Source organism: Rhizobium sp. BT03 (genome assembly GCF_030053155.1).
Classification (GTDB): Bacteria; Pseudomonadota; Alphaproteobacteria; order Rhizobiales; family Rhizobiaceae; genus Rhizobium.
In genome coordinates this window covers 2164444-2188671 of sequence record NZ_CP125640.1, presented here as the reverse complement: position 1 = coordinate 2188671, position 24228 = coordinate 2164444, and the positions used below count along the sequence as shown (strand labels likewise).

Sequence of the window (24228 nt, the reverse complement as noted above, 5' to 3'; positions counted from 1 at the left end):
CTTTCGTGAGGTGTCCCCTCACGAAGAAAGCTACGGCAGCAGGGCGGAAAGACCCAGTTAAACATCGGTAAGCTGAATGAAACTTTGGTAATCCGTCCGTACCGTCAGCCAGGGACCAATCAGCCCGGACCGGTAATCTTGCCGAGAAAGGCGGCGAGGTCGTCGGTGACGAAATCGATATGATCCTCTTCGCCGCTGGTCTTTTCCCACCATTCCACGAGTGTCTCTTCGAGATTGCGCGGCACCAAGAGCACGGTCTGCATGCCGAGCGCCTTCGGCACCGTCAGATTGCGCGGCAGATCCTCGAACATCGCCGCCTTGCTCGTTTCGACGCGTTTTAACGCCGTGAACTTGTCGTAGGTCGCCTGCGCCGGCTTCGGCACGTAGTCGGCGGCGACGATATCGAAGATGTCGTCGAAATGCTCGAGAATGCCGAGCGCCTCCGCCGTCATTTCCGCATGTTTGACGCTGCCATTGGTGAAGATGAACTTGCGCCCCGGCAGCGCCTTGATCGCCTGGCCGAGTTCCGGCTGCGGCGTCAGCGCCGAATAGTCGATCGCATGCGCCTTTTCGAGGAAATCGTTCGGGTCGATGCCGTGATGGATCATCAGCCCCTGCAGCGTCGTGCCATGTTCGAGATAATACTGCTTCTGAAGCTTGCGCGCCTCGTCCCGCTCCATCTGTAAGAGCGCGGCGACATAGGCGGTCATGTTCTTGTCGATCTGCGCGAAGAGATTGACGTGATGCGGATAGAGCGTGTTGTCGAGGTCGAAGACCCAGTCGGTGACGTGCGCGAAATCGGCTTTATCAGGCGTGCGGTCGATCTTTGTCATGGCGGACTTATGGCATGGCTGCGGTCTGAAACCAAAGGTTTTTGCTTCCGGATTCGCCTCTGTCGATTTTCGCAAAAACGCCGCCAGATTTTCACAACTTTAAGAAGATTTTGGCTGAATATCGCCTTGATCGCTGGTGACCTTCTGCCTGCGTCAGACAGGGGGACCCGCAAGGGTAAAGTCGCATGAAGATCGTTCTGATCAATCCGCCGCATACGGCGATCGGCAGTCGCATTCCCGATGATCACCTTCCGCCGCTTGGCCTGCTCTCGGTCGGCGGCCCGCTGATCGACGGCGGTCACCGTGTCAGCCTTGTCGATGCCGAGTTCGGACCGATGGCGATAGCGGAAATTGTCAACCGAGTGGCGGCGATCGAGCCCGATCTGGTGCTGATCGGCCATTCCGGCTCGACGTCAGCCCATCCCACCGCGAGACTGATCGCAGAGGCGGTCAAACGCAAGGATCCTGCAATCCGCATCGTCTATGGCGGCGTCTTCCCCACGTACCACTGGCGGGAGGTGCTGGCCGAGACGGAGGCATTCGATATCCTCGTGCGCGGCGAGGGCGAGGAAACGATGCGCCGCCTTGCCGATTGCCTGGCGACGGGCCGCCCGCTCGCAACCATTCCCGGCATCGCTTATCGGGACGGCGATGGCGAAATCCAGGCGACCCAGCCGGCGCAGGCGATCGCCGATCTCGATGCCTATCGCATCGGCTGGGAACTGATCGATCACGCCAGCTACAGCTATTGGGGTGGCAAGCGCGCCGTCGTGATGCAGTTCTCCCGCGGCTGTCCGCATCTTTGCAATTACTGCGGCCAGCGCGGCTTCTGGACCCGCTGGCGTCACCGCTCGCCGGAACTGTTTGCCCAGGAAATCGCCCGGCTCTACCGCGAACAGGGTGTCGAACTCATCAATCTGGCCGACGAGAACCCGACTTCGTCGCGCAAGGCCTGGCTGGCATTTCTCGAAGCGATGATCGCCGAGAATGTGCCGGTGCAGATCGTCGGTTCGACGCGGGCCGATGATATCGTCCGCGATGCCGATATTCTGCATCTTTATCGCAAGGCCGGTGTCGTGCGCTGGCTGCTCGGCATGGAAAACACCGATGAGGCGACCCTGGCGCTGATCAAGAAGGGTGGAGGCAAGACAACCGACAGGGAGGCGATCCGCTTGCTGCGCCAGCACGATATTCTCTCGATGGCGACCTGGGTCGTCGGTTTCGAGGAGGAGAAGCTGAGCGATCTCTGGCGCGGCTTCCGCCAGTTGATTTCCTATGACCCCGACCAGATCCAGGCGCTCTATGTCACCCCGCACCGCTGGACGCCCTTCTTCCGCATCGCCCGCGACCGGCAGGTGATCGAGACCGATATCCGCAAATGGGATTACAAACATCAGGTCTTGAAGATGCGATACCTGAACCCCTTCGTGCTGGTCGCCTGCGTCAAGCTCATCGAGGTTGCGGTCCAGGCGCGACCGAAGGCACTGATGCGCATCCTCTTCCATCGCGACCGCGAGCAGCGCCATTCCATGCGCTGGTATACGCAGATGGGCCGGCGCGTCTGGTTTCACGAGATCCTCGAATTCCTTTTCCGCCGCCGCCATCTGAAGGATGGCCCGACGCTTCAGAATTTCTGGGGCGCGCCGCAGGATGCCGAGGAGGAGTCGATGCTGCGCCCGCAGCGGCATATGAAAAGCCTCGACGCGGCGGAATAAAATAGACGCCCGATTTTCGGCGGACGTTGGAGGCGCGGGATGCTAGAAACGGCTATGCTGTTCGAACGCCCCGACGATGACACGCTCTATGACGCCCTGATCGCCCGCAGCGCCGATTATGAGGGCCAGGCCTATGTCTGCGTCAAGACGACAGGCATCTTCTGCCGTCTGACCTGCCCGGCGCGCAAGCCGAAGCGGGAAAATACCCTGTTCTTCGAGACGATCGCCGCCTGCATGCATTCCGGCTTTCGCCCCTGCCGGCGCTGCCGGCCGCTGGAGCAGCCGGGCCGGGAGCCGGTCGTCGACGCGCTGCTTGCCGCGCTTGACAGCGAGCCGGAGGTTCGCTGGAGCGAAGACGAGCTTCTGCGTCGCGGCCATGATCCCTCGACGGTGCGCCGCGCCTTCAAGCGGGCGCTCGGCATGACCTTCCACGATATCGTCCGTTACATCAGGCTCGGCGAAGCGGCCCGGCAGCTCGCCGACGGGGCGCGCGTCATCGATGCGCAGCTCGACGCCGGATACGGTTCGCCGAGCGGTTTCCGGGCGGCTTTCCAGCGGCTCGTCGGCAAGGCGCCGGCGCTCTCGCAGAACCGCGAACTGCTCTTTGCCGATTGGTTCGACACCCCGCTCGGACCGATGATCGCGGTTGCCGACAAGACCCATCTGCATCTCCTCGAATTTCACGATCGCAAGGCGCTGCCGGCCGAGCTCGAAGCATTGCAGAAGCGCGTCCGCTCCTCGGTCGCGATCGGCCGCACGCCTGTCATCGACCAGATCGAGGCGGAAATCCGGGATTATTTCGAGGGGCGGCTCACCGTTTTCACGACGCCATTGGCGCTCGGCGGCACGCCCTTCGAAAAACATGTCTGGGCAAAGCTGATGGAGATCCCTGTCGGCAAGACGCGCGCCTATGGCGATCTTGCCAGGGAGATGCAAAGGCCGGAGGTGGTACGTGCCGTCGGCCGCGCCAACGGCGCCAACCAGCTGGCGATCATCGTGCCCTGCCACCGCATCCTCGGCGCCGATGGCTCGCTGACCGGTTACGGCGGCGGGCTCTGGCGCAAGCAATGGCTGCTGCGGCATGAAGAAAAGATCAGGATGCAAGCAAGGATGGAGGAGACAACATGAACCAGATTGAAAAGGCCAAGGCATTCGCCGCGCTTCACCGGAAGGGCGATCCGATCGTCCTCTACAATATCTGGGATGCCGGCACCGCGAAGGCGGTGGCGGAAGCCGGCGCCAAGGCGCTTGCGACGGGAAGCTGGTCGGTCGCCGCCGCCCACGGGTTTGCCGATGGCGAAAAACTGCCGATGGCGGTGCTGGTGGAGACGGCGAAATCCATCACCGATGCTGTCGACCTGCCGCTGTCGGTCGATTTCGAAGGCGCCTATTCGGCGGAGCCCGAGGGGGCGGCGGCCAATGCCGCCAGGCTGGTGGATGTCGGCGCCATCGGCATCAATTTCGAAGATCGGGTGGTCGCCGGCGAGGGGCTCTATCCCGCCGAGAGCCAGGCGGCCCGCATCCGCGCCATTCGCGCCATGGCCGACGGCAGAGACATCCCTTTCTTCATCAACGCCCGCACCGATCTCTTCCTCGCCGAAGGCGATCTTGCCAAACATGCCGGTCTGGTGGACGAGGCGATCGAGCGCGGCAGGGCCTATGCGGCCGCCGGCGGCAACGGCTTCTTCGTTCCCGGCCTGATCGATCCCGCCTTGATCGAAAAGATCTGCGCCGCATCGTCGCTGCCGGTCAATATCATGATGCGGGCGGGCGCTCCCGATGTGAAAACCCTGGCAAAGCTCGGTGTCGGCCGCATCAGCTATGGACCGGGGCCTTACCGGTCGATGATGGAAAAGCTGAAACAGGAGGCGGCGGCGATTTACAGCACGCTCTGAGGCCGAGATGTGCGCGGGCCGCAGCTCTCAGATGAAAGACTGCGGCCCGAAAATGACATCCCACTCCGCTCAGGAACGGAAGCGCAGATTGCGCCGCGTCAGCTGGTCGACCGAAGTGCAGCCCATCAGCTTCATGTCGCGTTCGATCTCGGTGCGGATCGTCTCCAGCGCCCGTTCGACGCCGGGCTGTCCGGCGGCGGCAAGCGGGAAGAGATAGTAGCGGCCGAGCCCGACGGCCTTGGCGCCCAGCGACAGGGCTTTCAGAACATGTGTTCCCCGCTGCACGCCGCCATCCATCATCACGTCGATTCGGTCGCCGACCGCATCGACGATTTCGGCCAACTGGTCGAAGGCGCTGCGCGAACCGTCGAGCTGGCGGCCGCCATGATTGGACAGCACGATGCCGGTGCAGCCGATCTCGACCGCGCGCTTGGCGTCTTCGACCGACATGATGCCTTTCAGGCAGAATTGCCCGCCCCAGGCCTGTACCATGTCAGCCACGTCGTTCCACGACATGGAGGGGTCGAGCATTTCGGTGAAGTAGCGGCTGATCGACAGGGCGCCGCCATCCATCTTGACGTGGTTTTCGAGCTGCGGCAGCCGGAACGCCTCATGCGTCATCCAGTCGATCGCCCAGGACGGCTTGATCGCAAACTGCATCATGCCGGCGAGATTGAGCTTGAAGGGAATGGCAAAGCCGGTGCGCTTGTCGCGCTCGCGGTTGCCGCCGGTGATGCTGTCGACCGTCAGCATCATTGCCTGCACGCCGGCATTCTTCGCCCGCGCCATCATCTCGTGATTGAGGCCGCGATCCTTGTGGAAATAGAATTGATAGACCTGCGGCCCGGCGCTGAGCTGTCTGGCTTCCTCAAGGCTGATCGTGCCGAGCGAGGAGACGCCGAACATCGTGCCGTGTTTGGCCGCCGCTGCCGCGACTGCCCGCTCCCCCTGATGGTGAAACAGCCGCTGCAGCGCCGTCGGCGAGCAATAGACCGGCATGGCCAGCTTCTGCCCCATGACGGTTACCGACATGTCGACCTCGGCCACCCCGCGCAAGACGTCGGGCACCAGATCGCAGGCCTCGAAGGCGGCGGTATTGCGCCGATACGTCACCTCGTCATCGGCAGCGCCGTCGATATAATCGAAGATCGGCCCGGGAAGCCGCTTTTTGGCCATGCGCCGGAAGTCGTGAAAATTATAGCAGTCTGTAAGGCGCATCTGTTTGCTCGACCCGTTAAGTTTTCGGGGCGCAACCTAAAGCACGATTCGAAACCTTGCCAAGGCTAGATCGTACGATTTGCGACCTGTCGCATGGATATTGCTGCTTGGGAGGGTTTGCAGGCTGACGATGATCCGCGGGGTGCCTCTCATGCAGAAGCTGAGCCGTCTCTCCCCCGCCTGTGCCTCGGCGCGGCACCCTCCAACCTCCCTCATCCTGAGAGCTTGTGAAGCTTTTGAATCTTGTGCGTTTCAGGCCAGTGTTGGCTGGTCTTGGCTGGCTGATGCCATCGAGCGTTAGCCGATTACGCGGTGCGTTTTGATGGTCGCGTGTTGGCGTCAGGGTGATTGCCCTGGTTTAGCCATTGGCAAGCCGATGGCCTTGCAGGATATTGTTGGTGAGTGCGTAGCAGAGCACGACGGCCTGGACCTTTTCGATGCCGCGCACCGTCAATTGTCGCAGATTCCAGTTGCGCCAGCGGGCATGGATGCATTCGCAGATCGAGCGGGGTTTGTACTGAGCCTTGCCCGTCTCGCTTCCCATGCGGGTCCGCCAGGTTGACACACCCGCACCGTCGCCGCGCCGCGGCAAGAAGGGATCGGTTCCGTGTTTGGACTGCGTGGGCGGACAAAAGACCTCGACCCCTTCGCCGTGCGCCCACTCGATATCTTCAGCGCTGCAAAAGCCGCCATCGGCGAGATAGCGGCGCGGCAGATGGCCGCTCAGCGCGCGCAACCGCTCCAGCATCGGCCGCATGAGGCCGCGATCGGAGCCGGCATTGGTCACCTCGAGCCCGACCACGAACTGCTCGCCGGCGGTGCTCGCAACCTGCACATTATAAGCCGGACGGAAGCCGCCGTCGGCCATCTTCATCACCCGCGCCTGCGCATCCGTGCTGGAGGCGCGCGGCTCCTTCGGCTTTTTGCCATTGCCGCGCTTTTCTTCGCGCGCTTGGCGATGGCGCTGAATCTCGTCAAGAGCGGCCTTGGCTGCTCTGAGCCGCTCGCCGCGCTCACGCGCCGCTCGTTGCCTGGCAGCCTCGATGCGCCGAGTGCTGGCATCCGAACGCGCATCGACCTCGCGCTTGAGCTGATCCACAACCGCCTCGGCAATGGAAAGATGCCGATCAAGCGTCGCCTTGCGGCCGAACGAGGCGGCACCCGCGCTCGCCCGGACCCGCACGCCATCCTGCGCCAAATTATCGAAAGCGACGAGGCCGGCATCGGCAAGCGCCGCCAGATGCTCGGCCAGCAGCCGGTCGAGCAGATCGGCGCAACCAACCCGAAAATCCGACAGCGTGTGATAGTTCACCGAGACGCCGCCGCACAGCCAGCGATAGACGTCGTGGCTCCCGCACAGCCGTTCCAGCGCCCGCGCACTGCCGACGCCATCGCTGCTGGCATAGAGCCACAGCGCCAGCAAAAGCCGTGGCGAAATCGGCGGATGGCCCGGCCGCTGCTCACGCGCTTTGATCCGATCTTCAAGCGCGCTCAGATCCAGTCCCTCGACATAGCTCCAAATCACGCGCACCGCGTGATCCTGGCCGATCAAGCTGTCGATATCCACGGCACGCAACTCGATCTGATCGCGCACCGGCTCGCGCATGCGCGCCGCCCCGCGCCCCGCCTGAGCACTGCGCTGCGATCCATGCACCGGCAATCCTTCGAACAGCTCGTCGCTCACCATCATCCCCCAAGCAAATCAACCACCCAACAGAATCACAATCCCATCGACACCGCCACAAAACATTCACAGGCTCTGAGGCGCGTAGCCCGCAGGGCGAAGCCTCGAAGGACACGCTGCAGCGCTGCTCCTTGCATGCATCGCCCAGCAGCGCGCCCGCCCCGCCCTTCGAGGCCCCTCCGGGGCACCTCAGGGCGAGGTTCTCTTGAACGCCGCGCTATATTCTGCGGTACCGCTCAAGCTGTCCGCAGAATGAGCCCCACCAGCGTCTCCGGCGATTTCAACACGTCTCAACCCGCGTCTTGGTACGATCATGTGCGGGAGCTTGATCGCCGAAGCAAGGCCGATCCCCGCCAGCAGTCGGATGAAATACCAGCCGAGATCCAACTGCCCCGGCTCGATGCCGAGCCGCGCCGATTCCGGAAAGGCGTGATGGTTGCCGTGGAAGCTCTCGCCGAAGGTGACCAGCCCGAAATGCGGCAGGTTATAACCCTGCACCGCGACGTCATCGACGCTCCAGCCCTGATGACCAGCCCGATGCGCGAAATGACCGATCAGCCAGTGTCCGGTCAGCGATACCGATACCCGCACGGCAATACCCCAGACCACCCACGGCAGTCCGCCAAGCGCCAGGAGCGCGAGTGCCAAGGGGATCTGCTGCGCCATCCATGTCGCCTCCAGGAAGCGATAGAAGCGGTCGCGCCGCTCGCGCTCATCGAGAACGAAGCGTGGCGGATGATCGAGCGCCACTGCGCAATGCATCTGCCAGAAGGCGTCGGTGAAGAAAGACCGCCGATGGGCATAGAGGTCATGGCAGTCTCTCTGCCGTTGCGCCCAGTCGCGAATATCGTGTGCGTAGATCATGCCGAAGGGGCCGGCCATGCCGACCAGCACACCGAGATAGACGAGAAAATGCTCGATCCACAGAGGAGTGCTGAAGGAGCGGTGGATCAGCAGCCGGTGCATGCCGACCGAATGACCGAGGCAGATGGTGATGGCGGTCAGCAGGATGAAGACGGCAAAGGCGCTCCAGGTGAAGGTCAGCGGTCCGCCGATAATGGCGATCAGGGTCATGGCGGTGATCCAGATCGACTTTGCCGGCATCCAGACCACTCTGCCCGTCACGGCATCGCTGCTATCGTCGATCATGCGCCCGGTGGAAATGCTGCTCATGGCAAACTCCTTCCTATCGGGCGCATTCTCCACTTGAACATCGCCCGCCAATTCATTAATTAAGCAATTACCTAATTACTTTGCACCGATCGAAATAATTAAGCAATACATTAATTGCTTAATTCATTGACGGATCGACGCGATAATGTCACAGGCACGGAGACCGGACTTGGAAGACGACACTCTCGACGACACTGCAGAAGGCAGCTCCGTCAGCGCTGCCCAGCGGGTATTCCACGCGCTTTCCAGTGCGCCACGGCGGAAGATTCTCGCCTATCTCTCGGCATCGGGCCTGACCGCCGGCGAGATCGCCGACCGCTTCAGCATGTCCAAGCCGGCCGTTTCGCAGCATCTTTCCATCCTCGAAACGGCGGGGCTGATCAAACGGGAGAAGCAGGGCCAGTTCGTCCACTATTCCCTGATCGAGAACAATCTCGTCAATACGCTCAACGGCTTCGTGCAGGAGGTCTGCCCGGTCGGCCGACCGATCAAGAAGGAAAGCCAGGCGCGCGCCCGGGCGAAAGAATTGCCTTGAGCATCGGGCGGCGATTTAGAGCCAGCTTTGAGGGCAAGAGCATTTCCGTGACTGGAGAGAAATCAGAAATGTTCTACAGCGCGCTTGTCTTTTCGGGTCGTGAAGGACGCTGGAACTCTTTGAAAGAGAGCACCTTGAATGACATCCCATATCATGGAACTTCGCGGTTTGATTGGAAACCGCTTACTTCTGGTCCCTTCCGTGGCCGCCGTCATCCATGACGATGCAGGCAATCTTCTCCTGCAAGAGAAGGCTTCAGGAGAAGGATGGAGCCTACCGGCTGGTGCAATCGAGCCTGGCGAGACGCCGCAGGAAGCCGTCATTCGCGAGGTTATGGAAGAGACTGGTCTTGTTGTCTCCTTGACCAGCATTCTCGGCGTTTTCGGCGGACGTGGATTTAGGTACATCTACCCGAATGGTCATCAAGTCGAGTACGTGGTGACACTGTTCAAATGCCAAGTGCTAAAAGGCGGCGGCGCTTGGACGGACACCGAGACAAAATCGGTTCGATATTTTGCCAAGGACGACATGCCGTCCCTAGCGCTGTCTTATCCTGTTCCGACACTGTTTGCTTAGGCATTTCGAGCGCAGAGTAAATCGCATTCGATTTCGGGCCGATACGCTGACTTAAGGAAGATGCGCCCTTCGTGGCCGGGCGCAGCCTCGATCAGGGAACGATCAGCGTTCCGATGCCGTGCTCGGTGAAGATCTCCAGCAGGACGGAATGGGCGGTCTTGCCGTTCAGGATGACGACGCCCTGGACGCCGGCCTTGATCGCGTCGATGCAGGTCTCGACCTTCGGGATCATGCCGCCCGAGATCGTGCCGTCGGCGATCAGCGCATGGGCTTCGGCGACCGAAAGCTCCTTGATCAATTGGCCGTTCTTGTCGAGCACGCCGGCCACATCGGTCAGGAACAGCAGCCGGGTGGCGTTCAGCGCGCCGGCAATGGCGCCGGCGAAAGTATCGGCGTTGATGTTGTAGGTGGCGCCGTCGCGGCCGGGCGCGACCGGTGCGATCACCGGGATCATCTCGGAGCGGGCGAGCAGATCGAGCAGCGTGCGGTCGACCTCGACCACTTCGCCGACGAAGCCGAGATCGAGCACCCGCTCGATGTTGGAATCCGGATCCTTGACGGTCTTGCGTGCCTTTTCGGCGAAGACCATGTTGCCGTCCTTGCCGCACAGGCCGATCGCCCATTCGCCGGTCTGGTTGATCAGCGCGACGATTTCCTTGTTGATCGAGCCGGCGAGCACCATCTCGACGATCTCGACCGTCTTCTGGTCGGTAACGCGCAGCCCGCCCTCGAATTTCGATTCGATGCCCATCTTGTTCAGCATGGCGCCGATCTGCGGGCCGCCGCCGTGGACGACGATCGGGTTGACGCCCGATTGCTTCAGCAGCGCGATGTCGCTGGCAAAGGCCTTGCCGAGCTCGGGATTGCCCATGGCGTGGCCGCCATATTTCACGACGATCGTCTTGTTCTCGTAACGCTGCATGAAGGGCAGTGCCTTGGCCAGCAGCCGTGCCTGCAGTTCGCTTTCGGACTCGTTCATGGGGACCCCGCGGAATTGTTCGCGGCCTTTTATCGCAAGTTTCCGACAGAGGGAATAATCCAGAGGGCAATAGTTTTTCGTATCTGGCCCGGAGCCGGTGGTGTTTCGCGTCCGGCGCATGCAAGCGTGATATGAGGAACGGCATGCAAGGCGATGAGATTGCAGACCTGATCGGCCGCGTCGCGCTCGGCGACCGCAGGGCCTTTGTTGCCCTTTACAATCAGACCGGACCGAAACTTTTCGCCATCTGCCTGCGTATCTTGAAGGATCGCACGGAAGCCGAAGAAGCCCTGCAGGAAGTCTATATCAGCATCTGGCAAAGGGCCGGAAGTTTCCAGGCAGCCACCGGTTCGTCCTCGGCCTGGCTTTCGGCGATTGCCCGCAACCGGTCGATCGATATCTTGAGGACGCGCAAGCCTGTCGCCGACGAATTGGACAGCGCCTACGATCTTGCCGACGCCGCACCCGACCCGGAAATGCAGACGGTGACGAAGGATGAAGGAAGGCGGATTGACACCTGCATGGAAGAGTTGGAAGCTGATCGTGCGGTCGCGGTGAAACGGGCTTATGTCGAAGGGCTGAGCTATCAGGAACTGGCCGATCAGTTTGGTGTGCCGCTGAACACGATGCGGACCTGGCTCAGGCGCAGCCTGTTGAAACTGAGAGAGTGCTTGGAACGATGACATCGCCCGACAAAAGCAAGGGAGACCGCTCCCGCGACGAGGTTCTCGCCGGCGAATATGTGCTTGGCGTCCTGTCGCTGCAGGACCGGCGGGTGGTGGAAGAGCGCATGCGCCACGATCGGCCCTTCGCCGCCATCGTCAGCCGCTGGGAAACCAACCTTTCCGCCTTCAATGACGAGTATGAAACCGCCGCGCCAAGCCGGGAAACCTTCAAGCGGATCGAGGCGCGGCTGTTCGGCGATGCTGAAAAACCTGCATCCTTTTCGCAAGGGCTCTGGAATTCGGCGGTTTTCTGGCGCTCGCTGAGCTTTGCCTGCATCGTCGTCGCCGTCAGCGCCGTCATCTTCGCCTCCGGCGTGGTGCCTGAGCCGCAGGGGCCGACACCGCTCGTCGCCTCACTTTCCGGCCAGAACAGCGCCATCAATCTTCTTGCCTCTTATGAACTGCAGAGCGGCCGGCTGAAGATCGTGCCGGTCGCCGCCGGCAAGCCGGAAGAGAAGTCGCTGGAACTCTGGCTGGTGCCCGGCAGCGGCCTGCCGAAATCGCTCGGCGTCTTCCAGCCGGGCGAGAGCGGCGAACTCGTCATTCCCGCCGATCTGCGCGGCCATCTCGCCGACGGCGCAACGCTTGCCGTCAGCCTCGAACCCTTCGGCGGCTCGCCGACCGGCCAGGCGACCGGTCCGGTGATCGCAAGCGGCGCTTTACGCCGGCCATGATCGGGCGCCGGTCGTAATCGGCGCCGCATAAAATCATTCTCCCGCCTGAAACTCTTCGGCGCGAACCTCCGTAGTTCGAAATGTCCGGACGACGCTCAGGCATAAGGCCCGCGGATGGTGTCCGGTGAGGAGAAAATCATGATCAAGTCCCTATTGCGCGGCTTCGCGCTCGCCACCGCCCTGTCCGCCGTCGCCTTTGCCGCCGCCAAGAACCCTGATGTCGGCGGTGCGGCGATGTTCGCCACCAAGAACATCATCGAAAACGCCGTGAATTCCAAGGATCACACGACGCTGGTCGCAGCCGTCAAGGCGGCGGGCCTGGTCGGCACGCTCGAGGGCAAGGGCCCCTTCACCGTCTTTGCGCCGACCAACGAAGCTTTCGCCGCCTTGCCGAAGGGCACCGTCGAGACGCTGCTGAAGCCGGAAAACAAGGCGACGCTCACCAAGGTTCTGACCTGCCATGTCGTTGCCGCCGACGCGATGGCCAAGACGGTTGCCAAGATGATCAAGGATGACGGCGGTGAGCACGACATCAAGACCGTCGGCGGCTGCGTGCTGAAAGCCAAGGAAAGCATGGGCAAGATCACCCTGACCGACGAAAACGGCGGCGTCTCGCATGTGACGATCGCCGACGTCAAACAGTCGAACGGCGTCATTCACGTCGTCGACAAGGTGCTGCTGCCGAAGATGTAAGCCCGCCCATCTTGGCAGGGCCCGGGGCGCTCCTCGGGGCGCCCCGAAAGTAGATGAGAATGACTTGCCTTGTGATTTCCGACCAGTTTTCCCGCGATGAGGCTATCGGCTCGCTTCGGCTATTGGGAAAACGAGCGAGACACTCACGCCGGCGTCGGGAGACGAGGTGACTTCGACCTTGGCGCGGGCGTTCTGTTTCAGCGACTGTACGATCATTGCGCTTAGTTTACCCGGGTGCGGCCAAGTCACATCTTGAGGAAGCCCGACCCCGTTATCGGCGACGGTGATCCTGCACCCTGTATCGCTGACGACACAACGGAGCGTGATTTCTCCGCCATCACGTCCCACAAAGGCATGTTTGAGCGTATTGGTGAGCAGTTCGTTGATGACCAAGCCGGCGGGCATCGCGACATCGACCGAAACCGGCCAGGTGTCGACCTTCATGTCCAGCCGGATCCCTTCCACGGCGTGAGCCGCCATCACCGAGGCGGCAATCTGGCTCACATAGGTTCCAAGATCGACTGTGGCACCTTTCTCTTCGTCCGACAGCGAGCGATACAGCAGCGCCAGGGCCTCAATCCGCCCGGCAAGCCGTGCAAACCTTTCGCTTTCCTCGCTCTGTTGCGCATTGCGTGCCTCCATCCGGATCAGCGCTGTGATCATCTGAAGATTGTTCTTCACGCGATGCTGAAGTTCGCGCAGAAGGACATCCTTCTCCGTCAGCAGTTCACCGAAGCTTTGATCGGCCGCCGCCTCATTGCGCGCCGCAAAGGCCACCAATCGGAACAGCGGGGTATCATCATCGTTGACGATGGTATTCGACCAGACATCGATAATGGCAGTGCTCTCGGGTTCGGCCACCAGCGAGAACGCGCCAATATACTCCTCGGCAGAGGTCACGGCGGCCGTGAGCGTCGCTCCTCCCGAAATGGCGGTGGAATTCAATTCGATCTCGGACCAGGTCTTTCCCTCGACCTGCTTTGCGCTCAGCGCCGTCAGCCGTTCGAATTCGAGATTGACATAGATCAGCGCCTCGCGGTCGCCGAGTTCGGAGACGGCCACGGCAAAAGGGACGTGATCGAGAAAGTGTCGAAACCGATCGTCGTCAAGGGCTTCGGCCAGATGGGGCAGGTTGCCGACGCCTTCCGGCGACAGCGGCTGGTCTTTGCTATCGGTCATCTCATTACTCGCGCACGCGGACTGCTATTGCACCGCCTGGGATGGAGGGTTGCTTCAAATACTGCGGGGACGCAAGTGCAATCGCCGCTGATCCGCTTACGCAAGCAGTTTCATTATGCGATGATAAGCATCCGAACCCGTGGGGCCAAACCCGGCAAGGCTATGCCCGGTCATAGGTAAACGAGGTCAGCAGCGTCGTCACGAAATTGCTCGCCCGTTCCTTGACCAGGACCTCCGTCCATTCATCCGTGCCGCGCAGCCGCAAGTCCGTGTAGATGCTGTCCACCGCTGCCTCTTCGATACGCTTGATGTGCGTCCTGAACGAAGCCTCGCCGCCACCATGATACATGTCCCTGATAACCATTCGGAGAATCTCCTGAATGGCGATCTGCCAAGCCGTATTGATCGACTGGAGTTCCTTGATATCGTCCGCCATTCAAGCTTCCTTCAGGATGAGTTCACGGTGAGCGCAGTGTGAGGTCAGCCGGCCCGGGTGCGTTTTGCAACGAGCGCGGCCGTTGTTGCTGCCCGGTCGTTGCGTTCCCTGGAAAGCCGCGCCTCGCGAAGCCGCAAGGTCTTTGCCTGTTGCGATTGGACGTCGGATTCGAGTTCCTCGGCCGCCTTGTTCTTTGCAAAGAACTGGCTCTGGACGTTGCCGAAGGCAATCTCCGCCCGCTGGCGGGATTTGCTGTATGTCTCTGTCATGTCGGGTCCGATACTAAGAGTTCGATGGGCGAGAGAAAACAAAAAGGCCAGGCAGTTCGCCTGGCCTTGCATGGATAACGTGCTTCCGGCAGTGCCAGTACATCCGTGGTCAAAGGAAAGCAGATATCGAGTTAAGCGTTCTGGAGATTGCAAGCGGACATCTTGCCCGACTTGTTGTCACGCTCGAGATCGAAGCCGATCTTCTGGCCTTCGACGAGTTCGCGCATTCCGGCGCGCTCGACGGCGGAGATGTGAACGAACGCGTCAGCGCCGCCATTGTCAGGCTGAATGAAGCCGAAGCCCTTGGTGGAATTGAACCATTTAACGGTGCCAGTGGTCATGATGAACCCTTTCATAGCAATATTGAAGAACCGCAGCGCCAGGGCGATACGGATGGTGATAGCGATTTTTGAAAGGAAGTTCGTTCAGGCCGCGGTGCTAATCGCGCGATAACCAAGCCAGCAAGCAAAATTCGATAGTTGTCATGTAGCGCAAAGGACCCGCGTCGTCAACCGTTAGTTTTTCATGGCTGGTCGATTCAACCTTCGGATGCGTCGGTGGCCTTTGCACCAAATGGGACTCGGCCGACTGAAAAGCCGCGGATCCGAAAATGTGGGAAGGAGCTTCGGAACTGGCCGGATTCGCGCGTCGCCGAACATTGCCGCAGCTATCGGCGAGCGCTGAGCGCATCTAGCGCCGCTCTATTTCCAGCGGGCGACGCCGACGGTTTCGCCGATCGCCTGGCGCAGATCGTCCAGCCCGTCGCCCTTTTCCGAGGAGGTGGACAGCACGCCGGGATAGGCGGCCGGGCGCTTGCGGATCTTTTCCGCGGTCTCGGCAAGCAGCTTCGGCACGGCCGGCGCCTTGATCTTGTCGGTCTTGGTCAGCACGATCTGATAGGAGACGGCCGCCTTGTCGAGCAGATCGAGCACGTCGTCGTCGTTCTTCTTGATGCCGTGGCGGCTGTCGATCAGCACATAGACGCGCTTCAGCGTCGCGCGGCCGCGCAGATAGTCGAAAACCAGCTTGGTCCACTTGTCGACCTGCTCCTTCGGCGCTTGCGCATAACCGTAGCCCGGCATGTCGACGATCGCCATCGGCGGCATGTCGCCGCTTTCGCCGGAATAGCCGTCCGGGACGAAATAATTGAGCTCCTGGGTTCGCCCCGGCGTGTTCGACGTGCGCGCCAGCCCCTTCTGGCCGACCAGCGCATTGATCAGCGACGATTTGCCGACATTGGAACGGCCGGCGAAGGCCACCTCAAGCGGCCCTTCCGGCGGCAGGAAATTGAGCGAGGGTACGCCGCGGATGAAGATCCATGGGTGGCCGAAGAGCGGCTTTTCGGTTTCGGGCATGCGGGCTCTGCAATCTCCGGGTTCTGTCTCTTCACCGGGCTTCGTGGTTTTGAGGGGAGATGTCAAGCTTTGAGGCGGTTAACAGAGCCCATTGCGGTCCCTGCGGCCGACGGCTCTGCGTCTCATCGTGCGCCCAGGCTGACAAGGTAGGCGCACAGCATATCGGCCATTGCCTTCGAATAGGCTTCCACATCTTCGCTCTTCCGCGGTCTTTCGGAGAAATCCTTTCCGACGGTCGTCAGCGTTGTCATCATAACGTCGCCGGCGAGCACGCGGGCTGCCTCGGGGAGGGCGGGAAGCACCTCCCTCAGGAACGCCTCGATCACCGGATCGCCAGCCTGTCGCGCGTCCCGGGCCTCCGGCGCATCCCTGTAGAGCGGAGCGGCGTCGCCGAGCGCCACACGGACGGCGGCCTCTTCGCACTCCGAGCGAATAAAAGCCTGAACCAATCTGCGCACCCGGCGAAGCGGCGGCTCCGATCGGTCGTTGAGGATCTCACTCAGAAGACCGGTGGTCTCGCGCCACTCGTCGCTCTGCAGCCGAAACAGGATCGCCGCCTTGTTCGGAAAATATTGGTAGAGCGACCCAATGCTGACACCTGCTTTCTCAGCCACGCGCGCGGTGGTGAAGCGGTGCGCGCCTTGCTGCGCCAAAACCTGAACAGCAGCCTGCAGAATGGCCGAAACGAGCTCGTTCGACCGCGCCTGTTTGGGCTGTTTTCGTGAGGAAATTTCAGAGCTTGGGCGATCGGCCATTTCCAGGCTCCCGGATGCGATTAGCGAATGCGACGAATTAATCGTATTTTTTCGATCGGCACAACAACGCTCTCGACAAAGGATTTGCCATGACCACGTTAACGACCGCACCGCTCGCGCCGCTGCTCGAGCATTTGTTCGAAGAGGCCGACAAGGCGACGAGCCCCGGCCTGGCGGCACTGTCGCAGGAGGAGCGGGATCGCCTCTTCCACAGCAAGACGGAATACCGCAATTTCTACGGCCTGATAAAGGACCTGTGGCTGCCCGTGTCGCGCCGGACCGGCGAGTTGCTCTATATGCTGGCACGCGCCAGTGGAGCACGTGAGATCGTCGAGTTCGGCACGTCGTTCGGCATTTCCACGCTCTATCTCGCCGCCGCATTACGCGATAACGGCGGCGGCCGGCTGATCACCACCGAGTTCGAGCCCGACAAGATCTCCAGAGCACGGCATAACCTTGCGGCGGCCGGGCTTGCCGATCTCGTCGAGTTTCGGCAGGGCGATGCGCTTGAAACCCTCGGCGCCGATCTTCCCGGCAGCATAGATCTGGTCCTAATGGACGGCGCAAAGCCGCTCTATCTGGAGATTTTGCACATCCTGGAAGGTCGCCTCCGGCAGGGAGCGATTGTCATCGCCGACGATGCCGACGCCTGCCCGGAATACCTCGGCCACGTGCGCGCGCCTGGCCGCGGTTACATGTCGACGCCGTTTTCCGAAGATATCGAGCTTTCCATGCGCGCTGCCTGAAGCCGCGTCGGTGCAGGGTGATTGCTCACCGATACGAACAGAAAAGCCCCGCCGGAGCGGGGCTTTTCTGTAGCACATTAACCTGCTGCAATAGGCAGCTGCGTCATTTCGACGGCGCCGTTTTTCGTCGGAACAGGCCCTTCAGATTGTCGAAGAGCTCGACCTTGACGCCTTGGCGCTTCATGATCACCGACTGCTGCGCGACCGAGAGCGTGTTGTTCCAGGCCCAGTAGATGACGAGGCCGGCCGGGAAGCTTGCCAGCATGAACATGAACACCAGCGGCATCCAGTTGAAGATCATCGCCTGCGTCGGATCGGGCGGCGTCGGGTTCATGCGCATCTGCACGAACATGGTGACGCCCATGATCAGCGGCCAGACGCCGAGATGCAGAATGGTCGGCGCTTCGAAGGGCAGCAAGCCGAACAGATTGACGATCGTCGTCGGATCGGGGGCGGAAAGGTCCTTGATCCAGCCGAAGAACGGCGCGTGCCGCATTTCGATGGTGATGTAGATCACCTTGTAGAGCGAGAAGAAGATCGGGATCTGCAGCGCCACCGGCCAGCAGCCGGCGATCGGATTGATCTTCTCTTCCTTGTAGAGCTGCATCGTCGCCTGCTGCAGGCCCATGCGGTCGTCGGCGAATTTCGCCTTCAACTCCTCCATCTTCGGCTGCATGCGCTTCATGTTCGCCATCGACGCATATTGCTTGCTGGCGAGCGGAAAGAACGCCGCCTTGACGACGATGGTGGTGCACAGGATCGCCACGCCGAAATTGCCGAAGAAGCGATAGAAGAAGTCCATCAGCTTGAACATCGGCTTGGTGATGAAATAGAACCAGCCCCAGTCGATCAGCCGGTCGAACTTCGGGATCGAATAGCTGGCCTCGTAGCCGTCGATGACAGGCACTTCCTTGGCGCCGGCGAAGACGAGGTTCTTGAGCTCGATCGATTGGCCCGGCGCGACGGTGAAGGCATCGTCCTTGTAGTCGGCCTGATAGCGTGGCTGGCCATCGGCAAAATGCGAGAAGCGCGCTTCATAGGCTGACGTCTGCGGCGGAACGATCGTCGCGGCCCAGTATTTGTCGGTAATGCCAAGCCAGCCGCCGGTGGATTTCGCCGGCATGACGGCTTCCTTCTCGACGGCGGTATATTTGGTTTCGACGAGGCCGTCGTCGCCGATGACGCCGATGAAGCCTTCATGCAGCACGTAGACCGAGGGCGTCGTCGGCTTGTTGTAACGCGTGACACGGCCGTAGGAAGACAGCGATACAGGAGCCTGGCCGGTATTTTCGATCTTGTCGGCGACGGTGAACATGTAGCGCTCGTCGACGGAAATCGTCCGGGTGAAGGTCAGGCCCTTGTCATTGGTGTAGGAAAGCGTCACCGGCGTCTTGTCGGTAAGCTTGGCGCCCTCGGGCGCGGTCCAGAGCGTCGAGGCGCCGGGAACGCTGCCCGTCGCATCGCTGCCGATATAGCCGAGTTCGGTGAAGTAGCCGTCCTTGGTTTCCGCCGGGCTGAACAGGGTGATGGTCGGGCTCGAGTCGTCGACGGTCTCGTGATAGCCCTTGAGCTTCAGGTCGTCGAGCCGGGCGCCGGCAAGGTTGATCGAGCCGGAAAGTGCAGGGGTATCGATGACAACGCGCGGGTTCTTTGCGAGCGCCTGTTCGAGCGTCGCCGTGGCGACGGCCTGACCGGAGGGCGCCGTGCCGCTCGTCGGAGCCGGCGTCGCGCCGTCGGCCGCGGGCTGCTGCACCTGTTCGGTCTTCTGCTGCGCCTTCTGGGCTTCCTGCGCCTTGCGCTGGGCCTCGATGCGCGGATTCATATAGAGAAACTGCCAGCCGAGGACGATCAGCACCGAGAGAGCGATCGCAATGAAGTAATTGCGGTTTTTTTCCATCATACGTTCCTGGGGCGTCCGTCTCCGGAGCGCCGGGGTTTCGGCCTGGTTTCCACGCGAAATTTCAGTTCCGCGGCCAATTCTTTGAAGGACGCCTCAAGCACGTCCCTGCGCGCGACAACCACATAGTCGTGTCCGGGCTGCATTGCAAACCCCGCATGAAGCCGCACCGCCTCTTTCAGGCGGCGGCGCATACGGTTGCGTTCGACTGCGTTGCCATGTTTTTTGGTGACTGTGAAACCGACGCGGGCTTGGCTGTCGGGTTCCTTCCGGTCGAGGACTTCGAGAAGGAAGAGGCCGCCGCGGCGTTTTTCGCCCTCGCGCACGGCAAGAAACTGCGGGCGGCTTTTCAGCCGCCCGACAGTGTGTTTTTCTTCATTGGTCGTCAATTCGCCCGCCATCTCTTCTCGGGCAACCCGGCCTTAAGCCGAAAGACGCTTGCGGCCCTGCGCGCGGCGGCCGGCGATGACCTTGCGGCCACCCTTCGTGGACATGCGCGCACGGAAGCCGTGGCGACGCTTGCGAACAAGCTTGGATGGTTGGTAGGTACGCTTCATTTATTTAAACACCGCGGAGTGCGGCCCTTCTTGAATTTGCATAATGCAAGGAGCGTTGTTTTTCGAACGGGCGGGCCATGAAAGGCCTGAGTGACCGGACGTGCGGCGGCTTATACGGATGAAGCCGGTGAAAGTCAATTATACCGGATAATTTCACTTGGCGCCCCGGCTTGACAAGTATTTTCGCATTCTGGTGTTAAGAAATTCGACCTGCGCCGAGTGGTTGTGCTTGGTCGCCGCTGCGGATCGGTTGCCCGGTTTTCCGGGCTTTTCGCGCCCTCGCCAGGAGCGGCATGGATAATATTCCCCAGCCATAATCGTAAATATTGGCAATCGAACTTTAATAAATTTCGCCGATATTCAGACCGTCGGCTGGCAATTTGCTTTCCAGGCAGTGGCGTAGGTAGGAGACAGTGCATTGAAGATCCGCGGCAAAATTAATCTGCTGGTATGCGTGATGGGCTCCGTCGCGCTTCTGATCGGCGCAACGGCATTGTCGGCCATGCACGAATATAGCCGCAACCTGACGGCTTACGAGCAGGCTGCCGCCCGCGCCTATGCCGGCGAACGCCTCAACCGTTTCGTCACCGCCGTGGTGATGGAATCGCGCGGCATCTATGCGGCCAAGACGATCAAGGATACGCCGAACTTCGCCAAGGGCCTGCTGGCCGGCCTCGACGAGATCGACAAGGTCATCGCGGGCTGGACGCCGCTGGTGCCGGAGGAGGAGAAGGGCGATTTCGCCAAGCTTGCCGCCCGCGCCGCGGAATTCCGCACCTTCCGCGCCGAAACGGCCCGCCTCGGCACCGAAGTCGGCCCCGAGGCCGCCAGCGCCCAGGGCAACAATGAAGCCAACCGCGCCAACCGCAAGGCGTTCCAGGCGGAGATCGACGCGGTCGTCGCCATCGACAAGGCCGCGCTGCAGACCGTCAACGCCGAGATCGAAAGTTTCCGCTCCTGGGTGCTGATGCTCGTCCTCAGCATCACCGGCATCGGCATCGCCGCCGGCATCGGCATGGGCTTTTATATCGGCACGAGCCATCTGAGCCGCCCGATTAAGCGCGTCACCCATGCGATCAAGGCGGTCGCCGACGGCAATTTCGAAGCCGAAGTTCCCTTTGCCGGGCGCCAGGACGAAATCGGCGAGATGGCCGCAGCGGTCGCGGTCTTCAAGCAGAACGGCCTTGCCGTCAAGCGCCTGAACGCCCAGGAGGCGGCCATGCGCGCCAAGAGCGACGACCTGCAGTCGAGCATGTCGGTCGTCGTCGCCGCGGCTGCGGCCGGCGATTTCAGCCACCGCATCAGCAAGGACTATGAGGACGAGAACCTCAACCAGTTCGCCGGCAACATCAACACGCTGCTGTCGAGCGTCGATGCCGGCATCGGCGAGACCCGCCGCGTCATCGCGAGCCTTGCCGAAGGCGACCTTACCCAGACGATGCGCGGCAGTTTCCAGGGCGCCTTCGCCGAGCTGCAGCAGAACGTCAACAATACATTCGTGACCCTGCAGGCGACGATGCGCGAAGTGCGCGAGACGACTGAGGCGATGAACGGCAACACCGCCGAGCTGCGCAATGCCAGCGACGACCTGTCGAAGCGCACCGAGCAGCAGGCGGCCGCCCTCGAACAGACCTCGGCAGCGCTCGATCAGATCACCGCCGTCGTCCAGAACTCGACCGAGCGGGCGCATGAAGCGACCGTCATGGTCTCCGAAGCCAAGGACAAGTCGGGCGCATCAGGCGTCGTCGTGCGCAACGCCGTCGAGGCGATGGGCCGCATCGAGCAGGCCTCGCGCGAGATCAGCCAGATCATCAACGTCATCGACGAGATCGCCTTCCAGACCAATTTGCTGGCGCTGAACGCCGGCGTCGAGGCGGCGCGCGCCGGCGAGGCCGGAAAGGGCTTTGCGGTCGTCGCCCAGGAAGTGCGCGAACTTGCCCAGCGCTCGGCAACCGCCGCCAAGGACATCAAGGCGCTGATCACCAAGTCGGGCGACGAAGTGCAGGTCGGCGTCAAGCTGGTGCAAGCGACCGGCGAGGCGCTGGCGGAAATCGGCACCCGGGTCATCGCCATCAACGACCATATCCATTCGATCGCCACGGCTGCGACCGAGCAGTCGACCGGCCTCAAGGAAGTCAATACCGCCGTCAACCAGATGGATCAGGTGACCCAGCAGAATGCCGCCATGGTGGAAGAGACCTCCGCCGCCACGCACAGGCTGTCGGCCGAAGCCGGCGCGCTGGTCAGCCTCATTGCCCGCTTCAAATTGCCGGATCATGCGCCGGCGCCGGTGGCGCTTGTCCGCAACGAACCGCAACGGCCGGTCGCCTCTCCCGCCCGCCGCGCGATCGCCAAGGTCGCCCGCGCCTTCGGCGGCAATGCGGCTGTGGCAGAGCAGAGCTGGGAAGAGTTCTGATCTGTTATTGACCATCGCCTCGAATGCCGAAAGCTGCCCCTCACCCTAACCCTCTCCCCGTAAAAACGGGGCGAGGGGACGTGCCACACGAGACGCTTGTGAGGAACGGAGAGGTCGCGGCATATCCCCTTCGCCCCGTTTACGGGGAGAAGGTGCCGGCAGGCGGATGAGGGGCTGGCCCCCAGCACGAACCGAAGAGAATAAATGAAACCGCCGTGTCCGCCTCTCGGGCGGCGTTTCTTTGTGACGACATGACGCTGCTCGCAAAGATTTGAAAGCGGAGCCTTTTGGTCTAATATAGAGACCCAACGGTGAGGGCGGCTGCAGTGCTGCCGATCGGGCGAGACGAGAATGCCGGTACAAGATCAGGGCGACAATCCTTCGGCGGAAACCCCCGCGGCCGGCGAGACCGCCAGGGCGCCATGCCCGTCTGCCGGCATGTTCGGCGGCATGTTCGGCGGATTGTCGGGCAAGCTGCTCTGGCTCACCGTCGTCTTTATCATGCTCGCCGAAATCCTGATCTTCTTTCCCTCGGTCGCCAGCATGCGCATACGCTGGCTGCAGGACAGGCTGAACACGGCCGCTGCCGCGGCCATCGTCATCGATGGGCTGCAGCCGGTCGAGCTGCCGCGCGCGCTCCAGAAGGAAACGCTGGAGGCGACCGGCACCAAGGCGATCGTGCTGCGCAAGGACGGCACCTCGCGGCTCTTGGCGACGACCGATATGCCGACCTCGGTCGATGAAGCCTATGATCTCACCGACGTGCCGCCGGCAACGGCGATACGTGATGCGCTCGACACCTTGATCTTTGGCGGCGGCAGGATGATCCGCGTCTATGGCCCTGTCGGCGACACCAATACCGGTGTCGAGGTGGTGATGAAGGACAGGCAGCTGCGCACGGCGATGTTTGCCTATTCCCGCAACGTTCTCCTGCTGTCGGTGCTGATCGCGCTCTTCACCGCGACGCTGATCTTCTTTGCGATCAACCGCATCCTCATCGGCCCTATCCGCCGGCTGACCGGCAGCATGCAGCAATTCTCCTCCGATCCCGAGAACCCCGCCCATATCTATATCGGTGACGGTGGCCGCGACGAACTGGCGGTCGCCGGCCGCAACCTCACCTCGATGCAGATGGAGCTGCAAAAGACGCTGAAGCAGCAGAAAAACCTCGCCGCCCTCGGCCTCGCCGTCTCCAAGATCAATCACGACATGCGCAATATCCTGGCCTCGGCGCAGCTGATGTCGGACCGGCTGGTCGACGTCGACGATCCGATGGTGAAAAGCTTCGCCCCGAAGCTGTTGCGCACCATCGACCGCGCCGTCGGCTATACCACCGAGGTGTTGTCCTATGGCAAGGCGAGCGAATCCGCCCCGCGCCGCCGCCATATCCCGCTTTTGGAGCTCACCCAGGACGTCAAGGACATGCTGGCGATCGATCCGCAAAGCGGCATCGAATTCTCGGAGCAGATCGCCGCCGATCTCAAGGTCGATGCCGATGGCGAGCAGCTGTTCCGGGTCATCCACAATCTCTGCCGAAACGCGCTGCAGGCGCTGACGGCGCCGGGCGAGGGTGCCCCAGGCGCGGTCAGGCGCATCACCGTCGCCGCCCAGCGGGTCGGCAGCGTCGTCAGCATCACCGTGGATGATACCGGCCCCGGCATGCCGCTGAAGGCGCGCCAGAACCTCTTTGCCGCTTTCCGCGGCTCCGCCCGCTCCGGCGGCACCGGCCTCGGCCTGACGATCGCCCGCGAGCTGGTGCTCGCTCATGGCGGCACGATCGCGCTTGTGGAAAAGCCGACGGTTGGAACCCAGTTCCGCATCGAGATCCCCGATCGCCCGGTTTCGCTGGAGGATTACCGCAGCCGGACGCATATCGAAAAGTGACAGGATTTCAAAAGCCGTGGCCGCAAATTATGAA

At 61.8% G+C, this 24228-nt stretch carries 25 protein-coding genes; 11 read left to right on the top strand and 14 right to left on the bottom strand.

The window, feature by feature from the left end; genetic code table 11:
- Window positions 1-119 precede the first annotated feature (119 nt).
- Complete coding sequence (locus tag QMO80_RS10770) at window positions 120-833, bottom strand: pyrimidine 5'-nucleotidase (RefSeq protein ID WP_283200026.1); 714 nt, start codon at window positions 831-833, stop codon at window positions 120-122.
- A 185-nt stretch (window positions 834-1018) separates the two neighbouring features.
- Between QMO80_RS10770 and bchE the strand changes: the two genes are divergently transcribed.
- Genes bchE through QMO80_RS10755 form a run of 3 tightly spaced genes read left to right on the top strand, consistent with a single transcriptional unit; the run spans window position 1019 to window position 4443 of the window.
- A complete protein-coding gene (bchE, locus tag QMO80_RS10765) occupies window positions 1019-2548 on the top strand; it encodes a magnesium-protoporphyrin IX monomethyl ester anaerobic oxidative cyclase (protein WP_283200025.1) in 1530 nt (509 codons plus the stop codon).
- 54 nt (window positions 2549-2602) lie between these two features.
- Window positions 2603-3676 carry a bifunctional transcriptional activator/DNA repair enzyme AdaA gene (locus tag QMO80_RS10760; protein WP_283200168.1) on the top strand — a complete coding sequence of 358 codons (1074 nt, stop codon included), beginning with the start codon at window positions 2603-2605 and terminating at the stop codon, window positions 3674-3676.
- Window positions 3673-4443 carry an isocitrate lyase/phosphoenolpyruvate mutase family protein gene (locus QMO80_RS10755; RefSeq protein WP_283200024.1) on the top strand — a complete coding sequence of 257 codons (771 nt, stop codon included), beginning with the start codon at window positions 3673-3675 and terminating at the stop codon, window positions 4441-4443. The genes QMO80_RS10760 and QMO80_RS10755 overlap by 4 nt, the downstream gene beginning before the upstream one ends.
- 69 nt (window positions 4444-4512) lie before the next feature.
- On the opposite strand, the gene QMO80_RS10750 is transcribed toward QMO80_RS10755, so the two are convergent.
- The 3 genes from QMO80_RS10750 to QMO80_RS10740 all read right to left on the bottom strand — a co-directional run bounded on the left by QMO80_RS10750 (window position 4513) and on the right by QMO80_RS10740 (window position 8518).
- Window positions 4513-5661 carry an alpha-hydroxy acid oxidase gene (locus tag QMO80_RS10750; RefSeq protein WP_283200023.1) on the bottom strand — a complete coding sequence of 383 codons (1149 nt, stop codon included), beginning with the start codon at window positions 5659-5661 and terminating at the stop codon, window positions 4513-4515.
- Between the two features lie 358 nt (window positions 5662-6019).
- Window positions 6020-7351, bottom strand: coding sequence for an IS1182 family transposase (locus QMO80_RS10745; RefSeq protein WP_283196684.1), 1332 nt, complete (start codon window positions 7349-7351; stop codon window positions 6020-6022).
- Between the two features lie 183 nt (window positions 7352-7534).
- Window positions 7535-8518: an acyl-CoA desaturase gene (locus tag QMO80_RS10740; protein WP_283200022.1), complete on the bottom strand. Its 984-nt coding sequence runs from the start codon at window positions 8516-8518 to the stop codon at window positions 7535-7537.
- A 169-nt stretch (window positions 8519-8687) separates the two neighbouring features.
- On the opposite strand from QMO80_RS10740, the gene QMO80_RS10735 reads away from it, so the two are divergent.
- Both QMO80_RS10735 and QMO80_RS10730 read left to right on the top strand, forming a co-directional pair.
- Window positions 8688-9053: a metalloregulator ArsR/SmtB family transcription factor gene (locus QMO80_RS10735; RefSeq protein WP_283200021.1), complete on the top strand. Its 366-nt coding sequence runs from the start codon at window positions 8688-8690 to the stop codon at window positions 9051-9053.
- A gap of 138 nt (window positions 9054-9191) precedes the next feature.
- Window positions 9192-9629 (top strand): NUDIX domain-containing protein, encoded by a 438-nt coding sequence (locus QMO80_RS10730; RefSeq protein ID WP_283200020.1) that lies wholly within the window; start codon window positions 9192-9194, stop codon window positions 9627-9629.
- 91 nt (window positions 9630-9720) lie between these two features.
- On the opposite strand, the gene argB is transcribed toward QMO80_RS10730, so the two are convergent.
- Entirely contained in the window at window positions 9721-10608 is an 888-nt protein-coding gene (gene argB, locus QMO80_RS10725) for an acetylglutamate kinase (RefSeq protein WP_003570750.1), read from the bottom strand.
- A gap of 143 nt (window positions 10609-10751) precedes the next feature.
- On the opposite strand from argB, the gene QMO80_RS10720 reads away from it, so the two are divergent.
- From QMO80_RS10720 to QMO80_RS10710, 3 genes are all read left to right on the top strand, one after another.
- Entirely contained in the window at window positions 10752-11291 is a 540-nt protein-coding gene (locus tag QMO80_RS10720; RefSeq protein ID WP_283200019.1) for a sigma-70 family RNA polymerase sigma factor, read from the top strand.
- Complete coding sequence (locus QMO80_RS10715; protein WP_283200018.1) at window positions 11288-12007, top strand: anti-sigma factor; 720 nt, start codon at window positions 11288-11290, stop codon at window positions 12005-12007. The genes QMO80_RS10720 and QMO80_RS10715 overlap by 4 nt, the downstream gene beginning before the upstream one ends.
- Window positions 12008-12145: 138 nt before the next feature.
- Entirely contained in the window at window positions 12146-12700 is a 555-nt protein-coding gene (locus QMO80_RS10710) for a fasciclin domain-containing protein (protein WP_283200017.1), read from the top strand.
- Between the two features lie 102 nt (window positions 12701-12802).
- Here QMO80_RS10710 and QMO80_RS10705 read toward each other — a convergent pair whose 3' ends face one another.
- The 6 genes from QMO80_RS10705 to QMO80_RS10680 all read right to left on the bottom strand — a co-directional run bounded on the left by QMO80_RS10705 (window position 12803) and on the right by QMO80_RS10680 (window position 16694).
- A complete protein-coding gene (locus QMO80_RS10705) occupies window positions 12803-13879 on the bottom strand; it encodes a sensor histidine kinase (RefSeq protein ID WP_283200016.1) in 1077 nt (358 codons plus the stop codon).
- 160 nt (window positions 13880-14039) lie between these two features.
- Window positions 14040-14315 carry a hypothetical protein gene (locus QMO80_RS10700; protein ID WP_097624691.1) on the bottom strand — a complete coding sequence of 92 codons (276 nt, stop codon included), beginning with the start codon at window positions 14313-14315 and terminating at the stop codon, window positions 14040-14042.
- Window positions 14316-14359: 44 nt separating this feature from the next.
- The gene (locus QMO80_RS10695) at window positions 14360-14584 is read right to left on the bottom strand and encodes a hypothetical protein (RefSeq protein ID WP_283200015.1); all 225 of its coding nucleotides are present in this window, start codon (window positions 14582-14584) and stop codon (window positions 14360-14362) included.
- A 131-nt stretch (window positions 14585-14715) separates the two neighbouring features.
- Window positions 14716-14925, bottom strand: coding sequence for a cold-shock protein (locus QMO80_RS10690; RefSeq protein WP_003588915.1), 210 nt, complete (start codon window positions 14923-14925; stop codon window positions 14716-14718).
- Between the two features lie 360 nt (window positions 14926-15285).
- A complete protein-coding gene (gene yihA / locus QMO80_RS10685) occupies window positions 15286-15939 on the bottom strand; it encodes a ribosome biogenesis GTP-binding protein YihA/YsxC (RefSeq protein WP_003588913.1) in 654 nt (217 codons plus the stop codon).
- A 122-nt stretch (window positions 15940-16061) separates the two neighbouring features.
- On the bottom strand, window positions 16062-16694 hold the full coding sequence (locus QMO80_RS10680) for a TetR family transcriptional regulator (protein WP_283200014.1): 633 nt from the start codon (window positions 16692-16694) through the stop codon (window positions 16062-16064).
- Window positions 16695-16783: 89 nt separating this feature from the next.
- Between QMO80_RS10680 and QMO80_RS10675 the strand changes: the two genes are divergently transcribed.
- Window positions 16784-17440 carry an O-methyltransferase gene (locus QMO80_RS10675; protein ID WP_283200013.1) on the top strand — a complete coding sequence of 219 codons (657 nt, stop codon included), beginning with the start codon at window positions 16784-16786 and terminating at the stop codon, window positions 17438-17440.
- A 103-nt stretch (window positions 17441-17543) separates the two neighbouring features.
- Here the strand turns inward: QMO80_RS10675 and yidC are convergent, their stop codons facing one another.
- The 3 genes from yidC to rpmH are packed head-to-tail and all read right to left on the bottom strand — an operon-like array spanning window position 17544 to window position 19894.
- A complete protein-coding gene (gene yidC / locus QMO80_RS10670; protein WP_283200167.1) occupies window positions 17544-19337 on the bottom strand; it encodes a membrane protein insertase YidC in 1794 nt (597 codons plus the stop codon).
- Window positions 19337-19738 (bottom strand): ribonuclease P protein component, encoded by a 402-nt coding sequence (gene rnpA, locus QMO80_RS10665; RefSeq protein ID WP_064836191.1) that lies wholly within the window; start codon window positions 19736-19738, stop codon window positions 19337-19339. Before rnpA ends, yidC begins: the two co-directional genes overlap by 1 nt.
- A gap of 21 nt (window positions 19739-19759) precedes the next feature.
- Complete coding sequence (gene rpmH, locus QMO80_RS10660) at window positions 19760-19894, bottom strand: 50S ribosomal protein L34 (protein ID WP_003570740.1); 135 nt, start codon at window positions 19892-19894, stop codon at window positions 19760-19762.
- A 418-nt stretch (window positions 19895-20312) separates the two neighbouring features.
- Here rpmH and QMO80_RS10655 point away from each other — a divergent pair, with 418 nt between their 5' ends.
- Together QMO80_RS10655 and QMO80_RS10650 are read left to right on the top strand one after the other, a co-directional pair.
- Window positions 20313-22310 carry a methyl-accepting chemotaxis protein gene (locus QMO80_RS10655; RefSeq protein WP_283200012.1) on the top strand — a complete coding sequence of 666 codons (1998 nt, stop codon included), beginning with the start codon at window positions 20313-20315 and terminating at the stop codon, window positions 22308-22310.
- 351 nt (window positions 22311-22661) lie between these two features.
- Complete coding sequence (locus QMO80_RS10650) at window positions 22662-24194, top strand: HAMP domain-containing sensor histidine kinase (protein WP_283200011.1); 1533 nt, start codon at window positions 22662-22664, stop codon at window positions 24192-24194.
- Window positions 24195-24228: the final 34 nt, after the last annotated feature.

What these genes read in the sequence shown, in the direction of transcription:
- QMO80_RS10750 (WP_283200023.1), bottom strand. Translation starts at nt 5,661, where the DNA reads ATGCGCCTTACAGACTGCTATAATTTTCACGACTTCCGGCGCATGGCC.
- yihA (WP_003588913.1), bottom strand. Translation starts at nt 15,939, where the DNA reads ATGCCCGAAACCGAAAAGCCGCTCTTCGGCCACCCATGGATCTTCATC.
- QMO80_RS10710 (WP_283200017.1), top strand. Translation starts at nt 12,146, where the DNA reads ATGATCAAGTCCCTATTGCGCGGCTTCGCGCTCGCCACCGCCCTGTCC.
- yidC (WP_283200167.1), bottom strand. Translation starts at nt 19,337, where the DNA reads ATGGAAAAAAACCGCAATTACTTCATTGCGATCGCTCTCTCGGTGCTG.
- bchE (WP_283200025.1), top strand. Translation starts at nt 1,019, where the DNA reads ATGAAGATCGTTCTGATCAATCCGCCGCATACGGCGATCGGCAGTCGC.
- QMO80_RS10705 (WP_283200016.1), bottom strand. Translation starts at nt 13,879, where the DNA reads ATGACCGATAGCAAAGACCAGCCGCTGTCGCCGGAAGGCGTCGGCAAC.
- QMO80_RS10745 (WP_283196684.1), bottom strand. Translation starts at nt 7,351, where the DNA reads ATGATGGTGAGCGACGAGCTGTTCGAAGGATTGCCGGTGCATGGATCG.
- argB (WP_003570750.1), bottom strand. Translation starts at nt 10,608, where the DNA reads ATGAACGAGTCCGAAAGCGAACTGCAGGCACGGCTGCTGGCCAAGGCA.
- QMO80_RS10690 (WP_003588915.1), bottom strand. Translation starts at nt 14,925, where the DNA reads ATGACCACTGGCACCGTTAAATGGTTCAATTCCACCAAGGGCTTCGGC.
- QMO80_RS10730 (WP_283200020.1), top strand. Translation starts at nt 9,192, where the DNA reads ATGACATCCCATATCATGGAACTTCGCGGTTTGATTGGAAACCGCTTA.
- rnpA (WP_064836191.1), bottom strand. Translation starts at nt 19,738, where the DNA reads ATGGCGGGCGAATTGACGACCAATGAAGAAAAACACACTGTCGGGCGG.
- QMO80_RS10755 (WP_283200024.1), top strand. Translation starts at nt 3,673, where the DNA reads ATGAACCAGATTGAAAAGGCCAAGGCATTCGCCGCGCTTCACCGGAAG.
- QMO80_RS10760 (WP_283200168.1), top strand. Translation starts at nt 2,603, where the DNA reads ATGCTGTTCGAACGCCCCGACGATGACACGCTCTATGACGCCCTGATC.
- QMO80_RS10650 (WP_283200011.1), top strand. Translation starts at nt 22,662, where the DNA reads ATGCCGGTACAAGATCAGGGCGACAATCCTTCGGCGGAAACCCCCGCG.
- rpmH (WP_003570740.1), bottom strand. Translation starts at nt 19,894, where the DNA reads ATGAAGCGTACCTACCAACCATCCAAGCTTGTTCGCAAGCGTCGCCAC.
- QMO80_RS10740 (WP_283200022.1), bottom strand. Translation starts at nt 8,518, where the DNA reads ATGAGCAGCATTTCCACCGGGCGCATGATCGACGATAGCAGCGATGCC.
- QMO80_RS10700 (WP_097624691.1), bottom strand. Translation starts at nt 14,315, where the DNA reads ATGGCGGACGATATCAAGGAACTCCAGTCGATCAATACGGCTTGGCAG.
- QMO80_RS10675 (WP_283200013.1), top strand. Translation starts at nt 16,784, where the DNA reads ATGACCACGTTAACGACCGCACCGCTCGCGCCGCTGCTCGAGCATTTG.
- QMO80_RS10720 (WP_283200019.1), top strand. Translation starts at nt 10,752, where the DNA reads ATGCAAGGCGATGAGATTGCAGACCTGATCGGCCGCGTCGCGCTCGGC.
- QMO80_RS10770 (WP_283200026.1), bottom strand. Translation starts at nt 833, where the DNA reads ATGACAAAGATCGACCGCACGCCTGATAAAGCCGATTTCGCGCACGTC.
- QMO80_RS10715 (WP_283200018.1), top strand. Translation starts at nt 11,288, where the DNA reads ATGACATCGCCCGACAAAAGCAAGGGAGACCGCTCCCGCGACGAGGTT.
- QMO80_RS10695 (WP_283200015.1), bottom strand. Translation starts at nt 14,584, where the DNA reads ATGACAGAGACATACAGCAAATCCCGCCAGCGGGCGGAGATTGCCTTC.
- QMO80_RS10680 (WP_283200014.1), bottom strand. Translation starts at nt 16,694, where the DNA reads ATGGCCGATCGCCCAAGCTCTGAAATTTCCTCACGAAAACAGCCCAAA.